This is a genomic window from Methanosarcina vacuolata Z-761, from assembly GCF_000969905.1.
Classification (GTDB): Archaea; Halobacteriota; Methanosarcinia; order Methanosarcinales; family Methanosarcinaceae; genus Methanosarcina; species Methanosarcina vacuolata.
The window spans coordinates 623741-643562 of the sequence record NZ_CP009520.1; the positions used below are offsets into that span (position 1 = coordinate 623741).

Genomic DNA, 19822 nt, shown 5'->3' on the forward strand with positions numbered 1-19822 from the left:
ATAAATGACTTAAATAAACAAAACCAGTAAAAAATAGGGCATTTCTCAAAATAAAAGAGAAAACCTGCTGGCAAAAGAAAAATAAGGAAAATTTTAGAGAATAATCTCTATATCCAGTTCTTCTGCAAGCTCTTTGTATCTGTTTCGGATAGTAACTTCTGTAACCCCGGCTACATCCGCAACTTCCCGCTGAGTTCTCCGCTCACCACAGAGAATGGACGCAATATAAATTGCAGCTGCAGCAACTCCTGTGGGACCCCTCCCGCTTGTGAGTTCCTTTTCGGAAGCCTGCCTCAGGATCTCAACGCTCTTGGACTGGACTTCTCCTTTAAGGTTAAGACCTGAACAGAACCTTGGGACATAGTCGATAGGAGATGTGGGCATTAGCTTCAATGCGAGTTCTCTGGAAATAAAGCGGTAGGTTCTTCCTATTTCTTTCCGGCTGACCCTGGACACCTCTTCTATTTCATCAAGAGTCCTTGGGACGCTGCACTGGCGGCAAGCAGCATAAAGAGCGGCTGCTGCAACACCTTCAATGCTTCTTCCACGGATAAGGTTCTTGTCCACAGCTTTTCTGTAGACAACAGCTGCGGTTTCCCGCACAGTTCTCGGAAGACCGAGAGCAGAAGCCATTCTGTCCAGTTCAGATAGTGCAAATGCAAGGTTTCTTTCAGTTGCGTTACTTACACGGATTCTACGCTGCCATTTTCTTAAACGATAGAGCTGAGCACGATTTTTGGAAGAGATTGACTTTCCATAGGAGTCGCGGTTCCTCCAGTCAATCATTGTGGAGAGCCCTTTGTCGTGGATTGTGTATGTCATGGGCGCACCCACACGGGAACGCTTCATACGTTGATCATGATCGAAAGCTCGCCATTCTGGGCCTTCATCCACAAAATCGGCATCAATGACAAGTCCGCAGTCCCCACACACGAGTTCGGCTCGCTCATAGTCGTGGACGAGGTTTCTGCTGCCGCATTCTGGACACACGGCCTTTTCTTTCTCAAAACTTTGCTCCTTTTGCTTCTCTTTGCGAGCTTTGATCATGGCACGTATTTTTTCTCTTTCAAGAGTGTCCGAATAGCGAACTCTTTCGACTTCTACCATATCATATCACCTTACAAACTAAAACAATCATATGTGTGTATTTCCGGTATTTTTGGCTGCACCACTGAAATTACAGTAGATATCTAAAAGGCAGGATAAGAAAAATCACGGCTGTAACTAGCAAAAAATATATAATCTAGTTAATGTTTAACCATAATATAGAATTCAAGTGCATATTCATGTCAGAGCTTTCACCGAATATAGACTCTTTCATTAATAAGAGCTCGAAATTCTGAATCCGAAGTTCGTTTAAAACCCTTCACTAAAAAATATGGATGACCTACAGGTCCGAAAACACTTACGATCGTACCAATCCGATTCAGGGCCTTATCTACAACGACCGAATTCAATTTAGGAAAACCATCTGAGACATTCTCGGGTTTTACCTCATCCCCTCTAATTATCAGGTTTTTAACACCTGTTCTGTGCAGCACTTTACCGAGTCGTTTCATATCAGCCACGAATAGTTAATAGCTATTTTCTCCAGCTCAGGGCAAAAATCTCCTGGCTTTGAGCATGTTTTTCTGTCACCATAAATACGGCTACATATTGTAAACTGAAAAGCATATGTAGTCTATGTTCATTATATATAAAGATATCGCAAGAACTATATTATATGTTGGTTTCAACTAATTTAATATAGTAGAATATAAGAACTAGGAAAAGGAAACCACAACCTTATATATTAAATGGACATTGTTGGCAGCAATCAGACCATAATTATGGTCATTATAGTCAACTAACTCCGATTAATGATCTCATTCTAAGGAGGAGACTCATTGTCCAAGTTCGTATATTTTTTTGGAAAGGATGTAACTGATGGCAAAGCTAGTATGAGAGACTTACTTGGAGGTAAGGGCGCAGGCCTGGCCGAAATGGCAAACCTCGGAATTCCCGTACCACCAGGTTTTACGATAACAACCGAAGTTTGTGTACTTTATCTGAAAGGTAAAAAATATTCTGACGAAGTACTCACACAGGTTGAAGAAGCGATCGATAAGCTCGAGACCTTAAACAACAAAAAGCTGGGGGATCCAGAAGATCCACTGCTTGTTTCTGTAAGGTCCGGTGCCAGGGTGTCCATGCCGGGGATGATGGATACCGTTCTTAATCTTGGGCTCACGGACAAATCTGTTTTTGGACTCGCAAATAAGGTCAATGACGAAAGGTTCGCTTACGACTGTTACCGCAGATTTATCTCCATGTTTGGAGATGTAGTTCTGGGAATTGACTTCGACAAGTTCGAGTCTCTTATTGAGGACAAGAAAAAAGAACTTAAAGTCGAATCTGACACCGATCTCGATGCAAAAGCACTGAAAGATCTGGCTGAAAGGTTCAAGGGAGTAATTAAACTCGAAAAAGGATTTGATTTCCCCCAGGATCCAAAAGTCCAGCTCCAGATGGCAATTGATGCTGTTTTTGATTCCTGGAACAATCCAAGGGCTATCACTTACAGAAAGCTTAACGAAATCGATGACAGCTGGGGCACAGCGGTCAATGTACAGACCATGGTTTACGGGAACAGAGGCAATACCTCAGGCACAGGAGTTGCTTTTACAAGAAACCCGTCTACAGGAGAAAAGAAGTTCTTCGGAGAGTACCTTATCAACGCACAGGGCGAAGATGTTGTTGCAGGCATCCGAACTCCGGACTTTATTGATACTCTTGGGAATAAGATCCCTGAAGCTTACAATCAGCTTGTTGATATCTGTGGGAAGCTCGAAGACCACTTCAAAGACATGCAGGATATAGAGTTTACTATCCAGGAAGGAAAACTCTACATGCTGCAGACCAGGACTGGGAAACGTACAGCTGCCTCCGCCGTAAAGTTAGCAACTGACATGGTAGCAGAAGGGCTGATTGATAAGGAAACCGCAGTCACAAGGGTTAAAGCCGAACACATCGACCTGCTCCTTCACCCCAGAATTGACCCCAATGCAAAACTGGAAGTAATCGCAAAGGGACTTCCTGCATCACCCGGAGCTGCTGTCGGGAAAGTTGTATTTACTGCCGAAGCAGCCGAGGAAATGGCTGAGAAAGGAGAAAAGACAATTCTCGTCCGGACCGAAACTTCCCCTGAAGATATCGGAGGAATGGCAGCTGCCCAGGGTGTCCTTACAGTGCGCGGTGGAATGACCTCTCATGCAGCAGTCGTTGGAAGAGGCATGGGTAAGCCCTGTGTTGTAGGTTGCGGGGATATCTCCATTGATATAAAGAGCGGCCTCTTCATGGTAAATGGTCACACTATCAAGGAACATGACTATGTTACCATTGATGGAAGTACAGGCAGTGTAATCATCGGGAAAGTCGAGCTGATCGATGCTGAAATTAGTGATGATCTGAAGAAGATTCTTCTCTGGGCTGACGATATCAGGACTCTCGGAGTGAGAACAAACGCAGACAATCCGGCAGATGCAGGCCTTGCCCGTGAACTTGGGGCTGAGGGAATAGGACTTTGCAGAACTGAACATATGTTCTTCGGGGAAGACAGGATTCCTGCAGTAAGGGAAATGATCATGGCCGAAGACGAAAAGTCCAGGAAGAAAGCCCTCAAAAAATTACTTCCTATGCAGAAGGAAGACTTCCTTGGAATCTTCCGCAGCATGGAAGGCCTGCCTGTTACTATCAGGCTGCTTGATCCACCTCTCCACGAGTTCCTTCCTGACAAGGAAGAGCTCGATGCAAAGCTCAGGGAGCTCGAAGTTTCAGGAGACTGCGGAAAGATCGATGAGGTAAAGAAGGTCATCAAGCGTGTTGTTTCCCTCAAAGAACTCAACCCTATGCTTGGCCACAGGGGATGCAGGCTCGGAATAACCTATCCGGAAATCTATGATATGCAGGTCCGTGCAATAATGGAAGCAGCCTGTGAACTTACAAATGAGGGTATGCAGATCGTTCCTGAAATCATGATTCCGCTCGTGGGCCTTGTAAAAGAGCTTTCCATTACCAGGGAAGAAGTCTGCAAGATGGCAGAGACAGTCATGGCTGAGAAAGGCGTAAAGATCGATTACAAAGTAGGAACAATGATCGAACTGCCCAGAGCCGCAATTGTCGCAGACCAGATTGCCCAGGAAGCCGATTTCTTCTCCTTCGGGACAAACGACCTGACTCAGACAACCTTCGGGTTCAGCCGTGATGATGTGTCCAAATTCGTGCCTATCTACCAGAAAGCAGGAATTCTTGAGCACGATCCGTTTGCAGTCCTGGACCAGGAAGGCGTTGGCGAGATCATGAAAATCGGTATATCAAAAGGCCGCTCAGTCAAACCCGATCTTAAAATGGGTATCTGCGGAGAACATGGCGGAGAGCCAAGATCTATTCACTTCGCCCATGAAATAGGCCTTAACTATGTAAGCTGCTCTCCTTACAGAGTTCCGATTGCAAGGCTCGTAGCTGCACAGAGCACAATTGAGTCAAGAAAGTAAAAGTTTTTACTTCAATGTTAATTTAAAAAGAGGCAGGATTCGTCCTGTCCATATTACCCTTTTTTGTAAATCCTTTTTTGGAAATTTTAACTGCGTTTTCTATAATTTCTGAAAAATTCTTTACTGGCAATCCTTATTCTTAGAAATATTCCCTTAAAAAATATTATGCTGTAACCCTTGTTGAGGGTTAATGCTGTCATTTTACGTCGAGCTTCATGTAAATTCCTCATCCAAAAATCATTATTGAATCGAGTCTTGCAGTACCTACTTTTGTCCAATACTTGCAAATACTACAGTACTGGATCTCGCCGTCTGAGCGCAGTTTCAGTTTAGCGTGGCATTTTGGGCATATTTTTAAATGTTTCATGAATAAAACTCCTTATATTTTTATTTTAGTTTTGAGTTCATCACAAAACTCAAAATTGTTTTTCTGAGCCTTGAATTTTGAACGATTGTCAAGTTTTGTGACGAACTCACGCAAGTCTTTAGATATTTTTGCAGATTATTTGTTTGGATTGTTTTTATGGAGGTTTTTTATGGAGGTTTTTTATGGAGGTTTTTTATGGAGGTTTTTTATGGAGGTTTTCTATGAAGATTGTTTTTTGGAGGTTGTCTGATATGTTGGTAGACTATTGAGAGGTAGTTTACTCTTTCGAGTTTATTCTTCTCCCATTTCTTTTCTAAACATGATGTAATCTCTTTCTACTTCTTCGAGTTCGTATTCCATTTTATACCCCATTTTGTGGTTTCGCTATTTTCAAGTTGGCTTTTATTAATATGTGAATAATTTTCTTGAGGTTGTCTAAAGGTTGCTTATTAACAAATTTTTAACATGTGCCTTTTTTCCAATTTGTTTTTAAGTTTAGACTAGTATTGCATGAATGGCCCCAACATCTTGTGTAAAGTTCTTCAGAGGTTAAAAGCATCCCATTCCCAAACAAAGATCCTTGTGAAATTTGCTTTGAAAGCTTCTTCTCTGTCATTTTATTCATTAACTGGTTCTCCTTTATTCTAAGTTTTATTCCTTTTTCTCTCAAAGGAATACGGAATCCTATTTCCCCTTTATGTTATAAATAACTTGCGCTCATGAGTTCTGTAACGTCTTAGTCTGTTATAAGCATTCTAATAAGTATGTAACAAGTCGTCTGGCTCTAGTAACACAAATTTTCAGTACGTTAAGCATCTTTGAAATATATTTTCAATTTTGTTACTAACAAGTGTTGAGATGGGAGATCCCATCTCTGAAAGAATCATCTACTCCTAAAGTTTTTAGATACACTTGTATGCTTTTTAATATATAGGATTACAACAATTATTATCAAGATAACAATTGCTGCATCAAATGCAGTCATTTGAAGGTATATTCCTTCAAGTGATACTTCCCTAACATAGAGTTTTTCAATTATAATTTCAATCATGTTTGGATATATATGGATCATCTGTTCGACATTTGAAGAACATCACCATGGGTTATTATTTCTAAGACATTCAAACGAAAAAGCATCCACTGATCAAAACTAGGGAGTCATCAAAATTATATACTAGAAACGCAGTATACAATATTAGGCTTTTAATGACGTGTCCTTATTATGAGTGGATGCGATCTCTTTTTTAAAGGATTAAATGAGTCACGATCATTTAATCCTTTAAACTTTGAAGAACTACAACTGATCTCACCTCTTTTTATAATCAGTATAGTTTATTGTCATTGTTCCGTGTTCATAACTCGATTGGGTATCGTAATATGCATTACTAAATTCATCATTGGTAAAACCCGTAGAATTAGATACTCTAGTGTCATTTATTATATCTTTATTCATCAACCCCTCTAAATTTTGATCCTTAATATGTTTTACAAGAGACAAGATGATCTTTGCTTTTGGGTTATTCTTATTGAGCTCATAATACTGTATTTTTCCCGCTTTCTCTGATTTTTGAATTATGTTTTCGTCTAACAACTTGTGAATATAACTATTAACAGTCATCTTTGAGAGTTTGGTTACTCTAATGATGTCTGCAATATACAGCATACCTCTATTGTCTTCAGCAAACGCTTCTAAGATTTTAACTTGAGGGCATTCTCCAAAAATTTCTGATAGAGCGGTCATGTAATATCATCTGTCGTCTTTAATAAAACCTTCAATGTCTAAATAATAGACTTAATATTATTTAAATGTATCCCACATCTATAACTTTCTCTAAACGTTCGTCTAATAATTAGACTATATAACAAGTTCCTTTTTTTGTATAACAGGTTTTCAAAAGTATTACTTTAATAATATATAGATGGAAAATAAATTCACTTAGGGATATAACTTATTAAGTACAACTATTATTTACAACAGTTCAATAAATTAATTCGTGTTACAACACTAACTCCTACTTTCCGCAGATGTACACAAAAATACCATCAATTTTCTCAATATGGCAGTAGCTTAAAAATTAGTCCATTTTCTAATAAGGGTATTTTGGACAATTAGGCAAATAAATTCGACATTTGTGTACATCTGCGGAATGTGGGCTAACTTACTACTTTTTAGAAAATTCAGACTTTAGATGCAACCTCAAACATTAAGTGCAAAAGAGAGTTTAGGTGCAAAGCCGTAGAAGAAAAATAATCGCGTAAATAGTAAAAATAAAGTAAAAAGTTAGTAACTATTCAGGTACCCTAAATACGTCAACTAACATCGATTTTGGTCACAGGGATCTGTCTAATAAGGGATTCATAGCAAAATTAAAAATGACCTCAGTTGTCATCAATTTATAAAATTGACTGAAGTGTATTGTAAATGCCAAACATTCTAAATTACGGCTTTTGATGTCGATTTAAGGTACCTGAATAGTAACAAAAGTTATTAAATTTTTATTGACAACGTTTAAATCGATAACTTATTTATTATTTAGAACTTAAGTCGACTTTCATTCTATTTTCGTCAACTAAAATTTCTCCGTTCTCTTTTTCATATTCGTCTATTTTTTCACTTAAATTTTCAAGTAGTTTTTTTGCTGCCTGGTTAGTCAATATTACAAGACCGTCGCTGTGAAACAGTACCCTATCATCAGTTTCAAATTTTTCATTAAATAATTCGATGCGAAAATCTGAATCAGTACTTGTGACGTTAAGATTGGTTGCATAGATTTTTCTGAAAATTGGAGTGCGAGCTATTGATACCTGTTTTATTATTTTTTCTCCCATTTTTGGCTCTACCCCCTCATTACTATAATTTTCGTCCATATAATACCTCGTTAAGCAGATGCAGCGACAGTATCTATAATATATTTTTCACCGTTTAGTTTCTTAATTGGGAATTCTAGTTCATCGATGATATCAGGTGATCTTTCTGAAAACATGAGCTCTGATGTTTTATTAGGATAATAAAAACATTCAATCACTTCGTAATGTGGAATTGGCCCAACTGCCTTTTTCAAATCTGATATAACTATACTTTCATTATTTTCATACTCTGAAACAAATAAACCGTTCTCAAACACTGAGCCAATTAATTTTCTTACAATGTCGTTTTTTGCAAGTTGATAACAATTTGCATTGTTATGTTTTTCTTTAATTTCAATTATTCCGTTATATATTAACTCAGGCAATTTGGAATTTACGCTTTGTCTCGATATTCCCACACATTCTGCAATTTCAGTTTGATTATAAGTAAATGCTGGATTTTCTGCTAAGAAATCAATAATTTTTATTTCAATTGTTTTTCCCAAGAAGTCCTGCAATGCCATATCCATTTCTCCACTTCATGTAATAAATTACTTTATTAATCTTTCATTGTATGTTAAAACTCATTTAGAAAAACAATTTATTAACAATGGGAAATACAGTAGACTGTTTGGTACCTTTATTGTATCTTGTGTTACGTCATAATTAGTACTGCATATACGTAAATAATGGTATTTAATTCTGTTGTATAACTGTAAAATAGAATTGACAGTAAAAAATATAATTAACTGATATAAACATCAACTATATATTGTTAAAGATTATTGATTTTTTAGATGGTTATAGACTGGGAAAATATCGAGTTTAATGAATATGAATTGATGATCCTGTATAAATTATGTTATAAACCTAGATTTTGTAGAAACGGACATTATGATGAAAAAAGCCTTATTCATGGTGTAAAGTCGAATAAAATTGGACTGATGAGAAAAGCTATCGATAGATTATACAAACTAAAGATTATAGATATATATCCAGCACAATCCAGACCAGATTATTGTTTCCATCAAGAATGCTATCCTTACATCCTAGAAGTATTAAAGAGATATTCAGATCAACATGACTTTATTGATATGCAGACATTAAATATAAAATACAAAAAACATTGATAAACTATTTGTAACTATTCAGGTACCCTAAATACGTCAACTAACATCGATTTTGGTCACAGGGATCTGTCTAATAAGGGATTCATAGCAAAATTAAAAATGACCTCAGTTGTCATCAATTTATAAAATTGACTGAAGTGTATTGTAAATGCCAAACATTCTAAATTACGGCTTTTGATGTCGATTTAAGGTACCTGAATAGTAACAACTATTTTTATAATGTGATTTTTACGTTTTTGCACTAACTTTTCTCGAAAAACAGACGAAATGTTACAGGGCTTTTAACTTTTTAAAAACTGACGAAGACGTTACAGAACCTGACTGAGGAATAAACTAAACGCACATAAACTAAACGCACATAAACTAAACGCACATGAAATTCTTCGAATAACAGGCACAAAGAAATGAAAGTACTTCTCACCTCACCCTTTTTTGACTATTGATCTTGTCATTACCTTGAGTAGTAAGGTTGTCCTAACTATGGTTTTTCAAACCATCGCTAAACTAATCAGTAAATTGCCATAGAAGGCTTGAATTTGATAAGGAGCCGAAAATCAAAAGGAGCACTGAGAGACAGTTTTGTTCCGTACTTTCATGCTAAATTAAAAAAATTCCACATAGTATAAAAAAATAGTTTTCAAGGCTCTAAAAAGTAGCTATGCAAAGACCCTCTAAAATAAGACTTTCTTGATTAAAAGACTGTTCTCAAATTTAATAAAGAACTTCGATAAAAGACTCTCCTAAATTTGAGAAAGAATCTTTTGAATACTTAATACAAGAAGAAGCCCAGGGTGCTGTATCTACTGTATCCCCCCAATACAGTCTCTCCGAATTTATGCTCCCCCAAGCACATTGATTCGAAGAAGAATCAACAACCCCCAGGAAATTCTTTTCTTTTCGATGATACCCCATCTCTATTCCCAAACTCCATCACATAGTAATAGCATAAATTATATTAAATAAATCATCTCAAAAATTGAATTCAACCGAAAAATTGTTTGACGTAAAAGATTTCAAGTCAATCATAGCTCTTTTCTAATCAGGAAATTTAATTTAAAGTTTCATGCCTATAATAAACTAAAACCGAAATTTAATACTGCTTTTCAAGATGCTGTATTTCGAATCACCAATCAAGTTTCAGATCACAGAAAATAATTCTGAAACTTTACGGGTTTTGAGAGTAAAATTGATTTCGGGATGAACTCGTCAATAAAAAAGTTATAAAAAATATAAGTTATTGCGGCCTCAATTAGCCGCAACCTTCTCTGAAGCCTTCTGCTGTTTGGGCGGCTTTCAGTAGTTCCTTGAGATCATATAATCAGCAATCTGAAGGAGAAGCTCCTTTTCCGGACAGTCCCTCAGAGCGTCCAGTTTTGCTTTGCCTTCTTTGATATATGAAATTGCAAGGTCCTTTACATAATCAATTGATCCGCATTCGGTTAAAATCTGGACGGCTTCGTCAGTTTCTTCCTGAGTAGCTTCTCCTTTTCCGAAAATGTCCAGTTTCACACCTTTTTCGAAAGCGTCGATTACAATAAGGGTATGTTTCCCTTCCATAAGGTCGCTGCCTCTTACCTTACCGAGAACTTCCTCCGGGGTGACCATATCCAGAACATCGTCATACATCTGGAACCCGATCCCTATAAGGCGCCCATACTCGGATAAGGCTTCAGCAATCTCATCAGAAGCTCCTCCAAGAAGAGCCCCAATCTTGGCTGCAGCTGCATAAAGAACTGAGGTCTTTTTTTCCACCATCTCAATATATTCAGCTTTACTAACTTTTTCCCTCTTTTCGAAATCCATGTCAAGCCACTGGCCTTCACAGATTTCGGTACATGTTTTTGAAAGAACGTCCATACATATTAAAATTCTTGAAGGCTCATTTTGAACTTTTGACAGAATCGAAAAGGCTTTGGAATAAAGTGTATCACCTGCAAGAATTGCTCCAGCTTCACCCCATATCATATGGACTGCAGGTCTCCCTCTGCGAATATCATCCTTATCCATTATGTCATCATGGATCAGAGTGAAATTATGTACAAGTTCCACGGCCACCGCTGCAGGTAAGACAGACTTGAGGTCAGAGCCTGTAGCTTCAGCTGCCAGAATAAGAACTGCGGGGCGGAGGCGCTTTCCTCCTGAATCTACCAGGTAGCGGGAGGCTTTATATAGCTCCTCTGGATGGGCTACCGGAAGCAGTTCATCAATTGCGGCGTCAACATGGACACTTCTTTTTTTGATCTCATCAACTAACGTCATAAATATCACGAGGTACGGAATGATTTCCTATAGAGTTATTCTTCTATATATAACACTTCACCGTTTCTGAGAAGGTGTACTGTATCTCCAAGTACATACCCGGCATCTTCCGCCATCTCGATGTAGTGTCCGTGCATCTCCATATCCCCATGGGCAGGGATCACATGTTCAGGATTTACCATACGCAGGAGTTCCCAGTGGTCTTCCCTATATGCATGTCCTGACACATGCACGTTGTCATAAATCCTGGCGCCCCGCATCTTGAGCTTGGTCTCAAGGGCATAGCGGTTAGCCTGAGTCATTGGGCTCGGGATCACATTTGCAGAGAAAATAACCCTATCTCCTGGCTCAATTGTATACGGAGTTTCCCCATTTGCAATGCGCACAAGTATGGAACCTGGTTCACCCTGGTGCCCGGTGACGATTGGAAGGTACTTGTTCTTTCCGTCCTGGATAATGCGTTTGAGAGCTCTATCTACATCCTTTCTCTGGCCGTGCATCTCTACATTGGAAGGCAGTTCCAGATAGCCAAGGTCTCTAGCAGCTCCTACATAACGTTCCATTGAACGTCCCAGGAGGACAGGAATCCTGCCCATTTCCCCAGCAGCTTCAATAATTGCTTTTAGTCTGGGAATGTGGGAGGCAAAGGTGGTAATAACCATTCCTACTTCTGACTCTTCTGTTCCAAGCAGCACGTCCCTGACCATATCCTTTGCGATCTGTTCCGACGGAGTTTTCCCCGAACGTCCGGCATTCGTGCTCTCTACAATCATTGCAACAACTCCTTCCCTCCCGAGGGTTTTAAGACGCTCGAAATCAGGAGCTTCACCCATTGTCGGAGTGCGGTCCAGCTTAAAGTCGCAGGCGTAAAGAACCGCTCCAATTGGGGTGTGAACTGCTGCAAGCACACAGTCAATTATACTATGCTGGACATTAATGAATTCGATGGAAATATCTTCGGTAACCTGGTATGTTCCACCTGCATTCAACGGAATAACCCTGTTGCAAACCTCAAACTTGCGTTCGGCCTCGATCTGCTGTTTGATAAGGGCCGTTGTATACGGTGTAGAAATGATTGGAGCATTATACCTGTGGGCAAGTTTCGGAATTGCACCTATATGGTCAAGGTGCCCGTGAGTACAGACAATTGCCCGGACAGTTCCATTGATTTCTTTCATAATAGTATCATCAGGAATTGCTCCCATCTCGATAAGTTCGAGAGAATGCATTTTATCAATTTCAACATCCTCATGGATCTGAACCCTATCGAGACGAAGCCCCATATCCAGAATGATGATATCTTCGCCTACAATAACTGCAGTCATGTTACGGCCCATCTCATTGTAACCGCCGACTGCAACAATTCCTATTTCAGTCATATTTTTACCTCTTATTTATTTTTTTATCCTTGTGAACCCCAATCCTCAGAAAATGGATCAGGTGATGACCTTAAAATGATAGCTGCGATGTGAATGGTATAGCATAGCATCGAATCTAACACAGAATTAGCCTTAGAGCAGCCATATCCAGCTCTGTTGCAGGAAGAACTCCACCCCCGATGAGACGAATCAGGATACATCTCTTGCAGAAGAATTCTATTTTAATATATCTGGTTTATACCAGATACTCAAATGCCTGTTAAGCACGTTCCAGAATTGCCCCGGGAATGCCTTTTAAATTCCCTATTCTTTAGATACACATTTCTTTAAAGGATTCTACCCTTCCAGATCAAACAAAATCTGCTATTATTTCAATTAACAGGAGCCTTTACATGCTCTTCTCTTACTGGTTAGTATTTCTTAAGAACCTAATTTTCTCAATCCTGTAAAGTTAGATTTCCGCCTTTAAAGACTTTGAAAATATCCGCTTTTCTATTTTAGCAGATTCTTCTAGAGCTTATTCAGCAACCTGTTTTGTTATAACTGGGGCTTTTTTATTCCTGGTTTTATTATTGGGGCTTTTTATACCTGGTTTTTTGGTTTATTCATGGCTTTATTCTGGTTTATTCTAATTAATTCCTGGCTTGATTCAATCCACTCTAACCTATTCTGAGTTATTATAGCCTATTCTAATTAATTCCTGGCTTGATTCATCTGGCCTATTCTATGCTATTATGGCCTATTCTGAGTTATCATAACTTATTATGGTCTATTCTAAGTTATTAGAATCGATTTTGAGTTATTATGGTCGATTTTGAGTCATTACAACCTATTCTGAGTTATCATGACTTATTTTAACTTATTTTAATTTCTTCTAATTTATTCTGATATATTCTAATTTATTCTAATCTATTTTGATTCTATCCCATCTGCTTCTCAGCAATCCATTCTCATCTGGATAATTTCTATCATGATAATCTTATCAGGTGATTCTAACCTCATCAGAAAGTTCCTGATTCTACAATTATCATAATTTTTCTATTTTCTATAATGAAATCGCTTCATACTAAACAATTTCAGCCTGAATAACTGCGAAATAATTCCTTAATTTAATGAATTTTACAGTAATTCTATGAAACTAACTCCTGAATTTCATTGATTTTACAACAACTAATATATCTTGTAGTTTATGAACCTGAAGCAGATCCAGTGTAAAATTGCTCTAATTCCAGATCATTCAGGTGAATCCTATGTTTGTCCGTATGGTCCTGAGTCAGTTTTCCAGGATTCGGAATACGGACCACTTGTTTATATCAACACCGCTTGTTTATATCAACGATTTATTCCCGAACATTACCTTCATATTATGTATAAATATTGTTGTAGAACGACCCTTCTAATTAACATATCTGCTATTATATCTTACCGCTATTATCCGAATTTTAATAAAGATTAGAGCTTAATACAGATTACAGGTACAAGTAAACCGAATTCTGCGGCCGGATTCAGAACGAGTCTCCTGCTATGGCATAGTCTTTTACGTTAAAGCCACGTTGCCCTAAATATTCAAGAGTCCAGCCAGTAACAACCACAGGTGCATTACGCAGGTCCTGTATGTTTGCACAGCCGCAGAGAAACATCGAAATCCTGAGTTCATCCAGCATGCGGGAAAGGACTCTGACAACCGATTCTTTTCCTTCAAGGGCAGGGCCTACAAAAGGCAGGGCTGCACTTGCCGCACTGGCTCCGAGAGCAATGGATTTTGCGATCTCAACCCCTGTCCTGATCCCGCCGGTTGCGATAATTGGAAGGGAGACTCTGGACTCTATAATACTGGCAACAGTGGGAATTCCAAAGTCCCAGAAAAGTTCTCCAAGGTTTTCGGAGGCATAATCTCCACTTTTCCTGGCCCGGTAGACCTCGACGCCTGCCCAGCTTGTGCCTCCCGCGCCACCTACATCAATTGCAGACACGCCTGCTTTCTGGAGGAGAATGGCATCTTCCCTTGAGATCCCGGCTCCTGTTTCTTTAATGATTACTGGCTTGCCCAGTACGGAGCAGATTTCTTTTATCATCTCAAGACAGCCAGTTGCATCCCTATCTCCTTCTGGCTGGATGGCTTCCTGTAAGAAATTAAGGTGAATAGCAAGGGCGTCGGCATCGATCATTTCTATGAGTTTTTCAACTCCATCAATCCCATACTGGCGAATCTGAGCAGCGCCCACATTTCCGTATATAAAAGCAGTCGGAGCTTTTTCCCTGACAACCCTGAAAGACTCTTCCTGGGCAGGGTCATCAATTGCAGCTCTCTGGCTTCCAACGCCAATTCCTACCCCCAGCTCTTCAGCCGCAGCGGCAAGTGCAGCATTTACAGGAGTAGTGTCAGGGTGACCTCCAGTAATCGAAGCGATCAGAAAAGGAGCTTGCAGGCGTTTTCCAAGAAGGTCTATAGACAGGTTCAATTTATCCATATCGAGTTCCGGAAGCGCCCTGTGGATCAGGGTCACATCCTCAAAGCCCGCACTGACTTTTCGGGATTCAACCGGGCTTTCAGCACATAATTTCAGATGTTCGATCTTTCGCTTTGAGGTCGTGCTAATCATATTTCATACCCTTTTGTCCGGACTGATTGTGGTTCCCATAGATTCCCCATTTAAGAACCGATATATATTATCCTCTTTCTTGGCATTGAATATATATGATGTAATACAAGACGTTTTGCTAAGTTCCAGAAGTTCCTGCACCTTCCCGAGCATGCCGCCCGTAACATCGGTACTTCCCGACCCTTTTATGTAACGCTTGAAATTCTCAAAAGTTTTGGGGGTTATCTCAGGTACGGTTTTTCCTTCGTTGTCAAGTACTCCATCCTCTGCCGAGCCTAACCCAAGCCGGGTAATCTTGAGTTCTTTTGCAAGATAGGGGACTATCTGGTCTCCTGAGAGCACGCACGCTCTGAGTTCGAGATCCATAACAACATCTCCGTGCAGCACCGGGACAAGCCCATTCTCGAGCATGAGCTTTATGTTGTCAAGGTACATACTCTCAATCCGCCCGTTTCTGCAAACCGTACAGCACATAGGATGTACAGCTATAGCCCGTACTCCGTACTCATTTAGAGCATCTACCACACTGGATGCAAGTTTCTTGACAGATTCATGTGTTACAATTGCTCCTTCAGGATCAAAAACCCTGCCAAGCTCATATTTTTTAGCGTAAGTGTGCCCAAAAGAACCTGCACCATGTACAATAATCATTTTTCCCCTGTATTCGGAAACTTCTTTTGCAATTCTCAGGAGGGCATCCTCTCTTACAACACCTTGGTCTGCGGCTTTGTCAGTAATGACACTGCCTCCAAGTTTCAGGATAACAGGTTCGGTTGAGACATTCATGCAATATCACTTAATACCTTTTTAAAATTTCAAGCTTCCTTTATGAATAATGCGAAATTATGAAATAAAACTCCAAGAGCTCAAGGTTTGAGTTATTTATTCTAACCTTAAGCCCTGTTCCGTGGGTTTTGTTATGATTGCTTTGCCCCCTGCACCTGCAATGGCTTCAGCAACCTGTGTACATTTGTCAGGTGCTGTAAGGGCAACCATACATCCCCCACCTCCACCTCCTGTACTCTTTGCTCCGAAGGCTCCAGCTCCCCGAGAGGAGTATATTAATTTGGAAAGTTCATAAGTATTTACACCAAGTGCGTCCAGAAGGCCCTGGTTCACATTCATAAGTTTGCCAATTGAAAAGTAATCTCCTGTCTGGAAAAAGGGTTCTGCGGTTTTGGAAATTCTTCCAATGACAACCATTAGAGGCTCTATAAGATGTGGATAAGTTTCACGGAGTTTTCTCACATTTGTTACAAGCTCTTTTGTAGAAGCGAAAACTCCTGTATCCCCGATAACTATCCCGCAATCAGGCGTCTTCAGCTTTCTCCTATCTGGAATGGTCACAACCCCTCCGAATGTAGAAACATAAGTGTCAGTAGGACTTGCAGCTCCCTGCACCTGAACTTCGATTTCATGCCCCATTTTAGCGATTTCTTCGAGAGAGAGGCCACAGCCAAACAGTTTATTGAGTGCACCTATACTTGCAATCGTAACAGCGGCAGATGAACTGAGTCCCGAGCCCACCGGAATCTCAGAATCAACTTTCAGATAAACACCCTCGATTGGCACTATTTCTTTAATTTTCCCAATGGCTGCGGAGATATAAGGATGTTTTTCAAAATCAATCCCTGTTTGGCCAATTTCCGACTGAATTATTATAGAGTCACATAATTCCACCCGCACACGGGTCCTTAATTCAATTGCACATCCTATTGCGGTTTCTCCGTAGACAACCGCATGTTCTCCGAAAAGATAAATTTTCCCGGGGGCAGAACACGAAATCATATTACTCCTCTGAAATTCATAAATTCGATTTAAGATATAAAGTAATGAATTTACATTCGAAATGAAAGCATATTGTCTTCCAACTCAGTAATAAATTTATTTAATGTATTATTCAATTTATTTGTTATTGTTTTATTTTTTACAGACCTGGATCAGGTTAATAAAGTCTGAAATCCGTAAAAAATTTATTTGGAACAGGTAAGTGTTGCTGTATCTTGAATTAAAAACAGATGTACTCCGTTTTTCTGCGGAATTTCTTTTACTCCACAATAATTGCGGCATATCCTACAACTGCGTTCATATCTCCGGAAACCTCCCCACTGTTTGAATAGTTAAGTAGTTCGGCTCGGGTTGCACCAAGCTTCTTTGAGGCTGTTAGCATCGCAGAAATAGGGCCATATCCGCATACGGATGCATTTCTTCTATAAAGCCTTTCATAGATTCCTGGAACATCCAGATTAAGGATAGCTTCTATAATTTCGTTATCCGTTTCCCTTGCAAGGTTTGCAGGCTGATAATGAGTAAAATCGCTGGATGCGATGAAGGCCACTTTCTTCCCACTTTTTGAAACAAGGTTGGCAATAAGGGTTCCCACCTCAATTGCGGTCTCTTCATCCTGCATACCCAGGCAAATAGGAAGAATCCTAAAATCTTGATCAAAGCGGTATTGAAGGAAAGGAAGCTGAACTTCGATCGAATGCTCGTATCGGTGCCCAAGCTCATCTAAATCAATAATACTTCCTGATAGCCCTTCGGCAAGTTCCCGATCAACCTCGAGAGTTCCCAGAGGGGTTTTCCAGGTATCTGTGGATACTGATACCGGTGAACCATATCCCGTATGGTTGGGACCAAAAAGAACATATGTGTCGGCTTTGGGAAGAGCTGCATAAACGTGTGCAGCAACTCTCCCTGAATAGACATATCCTGCATGCGGGCAAACTGCTCCCAGGATATTTCTTTCCCGGATCTCCAGACCTTCAAAACATTGCTTAAGTTCTTTCTCCAGATTTTCAGGACGCAGGGGATAGAACTGCCCTGCAACTGCTGGCTGTCTCATTTATGATCACCCATATAAGATACGGGCTATTTTTTATATATCCTTGCAGTCTGCAGGGCTGCCTTTCGGAATCAGAGAGGTGTTTCGAAGTCAGTCAACTCGTAATTGAAAGGAGTACTGTTAAGCCGGGAAACTTCCCTTGCAAGCAGCCAGTAAACAAGGGAAAGAGCTTTTCTACCTTTGTTGTTTGTGGGAATTACAAGATCCACATTTGAAATCAGGTTGTTAGTGTCACAGAGTGCTACAACAGGCACCCCGATGCTTGAAGCTTCCTTTAGTACCTGGGCATCGCCTGCAGGGTCGGTTACGATCACAACATCAGGCTCAAAGAAACCATGGATCTGAGGGTTTGTAAGTAACCCTGGGATAAACCTTCCGAGCATTGCTCTTGTGCCTAATGATCTGGAAAACATCCTTGCAGGATGCTGCCCGTACTGCCTTGAAGAAACCACAAGGATCCTTGAAGGGTCATAGTGAGACAGCAATTTTGCTGCAACTCTTATTCTTTCATCTGTTGACTGGATGTCAAGCACATATAATCCATCAGTTCTGACCCTGTATACGAAACGCATCATGTCCTGGGTCTTTTGCTGGGTGCCTATGTGAACGCCTGCTGCCAGGTATTCGTCAATAGAAACAAGAGATGTAGAACCTTCTTTAGCAGAAGGCTCTTCTTCCTCTGCTTCTACAGGCACAGATCCGGTTTTTGCTGCGGCTTCCTTTTCAGGTGCAGGTTTTACTTCAGCCACGACATCTTCTTCAGGCAAAGGCTGTTCGTTATTTTCCTCCTGCCCTGTCTGCTCATTTTCCTCCATAAAGTCACCTCATAATATAGAATCAACAATAAAACACATTCAATTTCTGAAAATGTTATCCCACTGCGTTTTTAACTGGTTTTACGTTTGACCGTTATAGGAATAACTCCGGCCTTCAACTCTTCAATAGCAAGATTAAGAGGGTCCAGCCGCCCGTCATCTTCAACAAGGACAGGAGCTCCCATTGCAATTTGCAATGCTCTTGCACCTATGATCCGTGCACGCTCGAACCGGGTATACTTTTCCTTGACCAACTGATCACCCTGAAATTTAAAAACGCTCCGATGAATTCCGATAATTAATAATCATGATAAGTTTGATATTTTACAGTACATGCCTTAAAACCAGCACCCTGAAACTAGGGGTATGGGACCGCTGAGATTCGAACTCAGGTTCCGGCGTCCCGAACGCCGAAGGATGGACCAAGCTACCCTACGGTCCCTTTACTGGTACGGCGAAAGCACATCAACGAGTTCAACATGGCTTAAAAACATTCTGCGGCAGCAGTAGCGGGTGATCCCAAGATCATCCAATACCACGGCAGCGTTTTCGCCATCATTGACACGTCTTTTGTACTCATCCCAATAGTTTGAGATTACTTTTCCACATGAGAAACATCGGACTGGGATCATAGTCTTACCTGTAAGATTTCTGGTATTTAGCCCTTGCTCCGGGTCCACCAAAGTTCTTTGATTCTTTCTGCCTGGAATCGCTTACAAGTAAATTGCGGTCATAGCTTGCGAAGTTATCTCTGATGATTGTGTCATTTGTCCATTCCACAATACCTCTGGCAACTGCGGTCCTTACCGCATTAGCCTGTCCGATAATTCCGCCGCCCCTGACATCTACATTAATGTCAAGTCCGGAGACCACTTCATCTCCTGCGATCAGCAGGGGTTCTGAGATCTTCATCATTACAAGCTCTGGAGTATATAGCTCGAGAGGAATTTTGTTGATCCTGACCTTTCCGGTTCCTTTTGTGACTGTTGCACGTGCAGTTGCAGTCTTGTGCTTTCCAGATGAATTAACTACTTTGACCATGAGG

18 protein-coding genes and 1 tRNA gene are annotated in these 19822 nt (G+C 40.2%); 1 reads left to right on the forward strand and 18 read right to left on the reverse strand.

The window, feature by feature from the left end:
* Positions 1-93: 93 nt before the first annotated feature.
* A complete protein-coding gene (locus MSVAZ_RS02755) occupies positions 94-1107 on the reverse strand; it encodes a transcription initiation factor IIB (RefSeq protein ID WP_011306400.1) in 1014 nt (337 codons plus the stop codon).
* 191 nt (positions 1108-1298) lie between these two features.
* A complete protein-coding gene (locus MSVAZ_RS02760; protein WP_048108122.1) occupies positions 1299-1559 on the reverse strand; it encodes a Gar1/Naf1 family protein in 261 nt (86 codons plus the stop codon).
* 327 nt (positions 1560-1886) lie between these two features.
* On the opposite strand from MSVAZ_RS02760, the gene ppdK reads away from it, so the two are divergent.
* Positions 1887-4532 (forward strand): pyruvate, phosphate dikinase, encoded by a 2646-nt coding sequence (ppdK, locus tag MSVAZ_RS02765; RefSeq protein WP_048117772.1) that lies wholly within the window; start codon positions 1887-1889, stop codon positions 4530-4532.
* 827 nt (positions 4533-5359) lie between these two features.
* Here the strand turns inward: ppdK and MSVAZ_RS02770 are convergent.
* The 16 genes from MSVAZ_RS02770 to MSVAZ_RS02855 all read right to left on the reverse strand — a co-directional run bounded on the left by MSVAZ_RS02770 (position 5360) and on the right by MSVAZ_RS02855 (position 19818).
* Positions 5360-5569: a hypothetical protein gene (locus MSVAZ_RS02770; protein WP_048117775.1), complete on the reverse strand. Its 210-nt coding sequence runs from the start codon at positions 5567-5569 to the stop codon at positions 5360-5362.
* A gap of 213 nt (positions 5570-5782) precedes the next feature.
* Positions 5783-5950, reverse strand: a complete 168-nt coding sequence (locus MSVAZ_RS02775) for a hypothetical protein (protein ID WP_157205997.1) — start codon at positions 5948-5950, stop codon at positions 5783-5785.
* Between the two features lie 255 nt (positions 5951-6205).
* A complete protein-coding gene (locus MSVAZ_RS02780) occupies positions 6206-6640 on the reverse strand; it encodes a hypothetical protein (RefSeq protein WP_048117779.1) in 435 nt (144 codons plus the stop codon).
* A 788-nt stretch (positions 6641-7428) separates the two neighbouring features.
* Positions 7429-7767 carry a DUF3467 domain-containing protein gene (locus tag MSVAZ_RS02785; protein ID WP_048117782.1) on the reverse strand — a complete coding sequence of 113 codons (339 nt, stop codon included), beginning with the start codon at positions 7765-7767 and terminating at the stop codon, positions 7429-7431.
* A gap of 11 nt (positions 7768-7778) precedes the next feature.
* Entirely contained in the window at positions 7779-8270 is a 492-nt protein-coding gene (locus MSVAZ_RS02790; RefSeq protein WP_048117784.1) for a winged helix-turn-helix domain-containing protein, read from the reverse strand.
* Positions 8271-10169: 1899 nt separating this feature from the next.
* Complete coding sequence (locus MSVAZ_RS02805; RefSeq protein WP_048117791.1) at positions 10170-11135, reverse strand: polyprenyl synthetase family protein; 966 nt, start codon at positions 11133-11135, stop codon at positions 10170-10172.
* Positions 11136-11170: 35 nt separating this feature from the next.
* Positions 11171-12514, reverse strand: a complete 1344-nt coding sequence (locus MSVAZ_RS02810; RefSeq protein WP_048117794.1) for an RNase J family beta-CASP ribonuclease — start codon at positions 12512-12514, stop codon at positions 11171-11173.
* A 1505-nt stretch (positions 12515-14019) separates the two neighbouring features.
* Entirely contained in the window at positions 14020-15117 is a 1098-nt protein-coding gene (gene fni / locus MSVAZ_RS02815) for a type 2 isopentenyl-diphosphate Delta-isomerase (RefSeq protein WP_048117797.1), read from the reverse strand.
* A 3-nt stretch (positions 15118-15120) separates the two neighbouring features.
* On the reverse strand, positions 15121-15903 hold the full coding sequence (locus MSVAZ_RS02820; RefSeq protein WP_048117798.1) for an isopentenyl phosphate kinase: 783 nt from the start codon (positions 15901-15903) through the stop codon (positions 15121-15123).
* 96 nt (positions 15904-15999) lie between these two features.
* The gene (locus MSVAZ_RS02825; protein WP_048117800.1) at positions 16000-16905 is read right to left on the reverse strand and encodes a mevalonate kinase; all 906 of its coding nucleotides are present in this window, start codon (positions 16903-16905) and stop codon (positions 16000-16002) included.
* Positions 16906-17164: 259 nt separating this feature from the next.
* Positions 17165-17962 (reverse strand): MEMO1 family protein, encoded by a 798-nt coding sequence (locus MSVAZ_RS02830; protein ID WP_048117803.1) that lies wholly within the window; start codon positions 17960-17962, stop codon positions 17165-17167.
* 71 nt (positions 17963-18033) lie between these two features.
* A complete protein-coding gene (gene rpsB, locus MSVAZ_RS02835; protein ID WP_052725315.1) occupies positions 18034-18777 on the reverse strand; it encodes a 30S ribosomal protein S2 in 744 nt (247 codons plus the stop codon).
* Positions 18778-18848: 71 nt separating this feature from the next.
* Positions 18849-19031 carry a DNA-directed RNA polymerase subunit K gene (locus MSVAZ_RS02840; protein WP_048108139.1) on the reverse strand — a complete coding sequence of 61 codons (183 nt, stop codon included), beginning with the start codon at positions 19029-19031 and terminating at the stop codon, positions 18849-18851.
* A 113-nt stretch (positions 19032-19144) separates the two neighbouring features.
* A tRNA-Pro gene (locus tag MSVAZ_RS02845) sits at positions 19145-19219 on the reverse strand.
* Position 19220: 1 nt separating this feature from the next.
* The gene (locus MSVAZ_RS02850; RefSeq protein WP_048117805.1) at positions 19221-19409 is read right to left on the reverse strand and encodes a DNA-directed RNA polymerase subunit N; all 189 of its coding nucleotides are present in this window, start codon (positions 19407-19409) and stop codon (positions 19221-19223) included.
* A 4-nt stretch (positions 19410-19413) separates the two neighbouring features.
* On the reverse strand, positions 19414-19818 hold the full coding sequence (locus MSVAZ_RS02855) for a 30S ribosomal protein S9 (protein WP_048117809.1): 405 nt from the start codon (positions 19816-19818) through the stop codon (positions 19414-19416).
* Positions 19819-19822 lie beyond the last annotated feature (4 nt).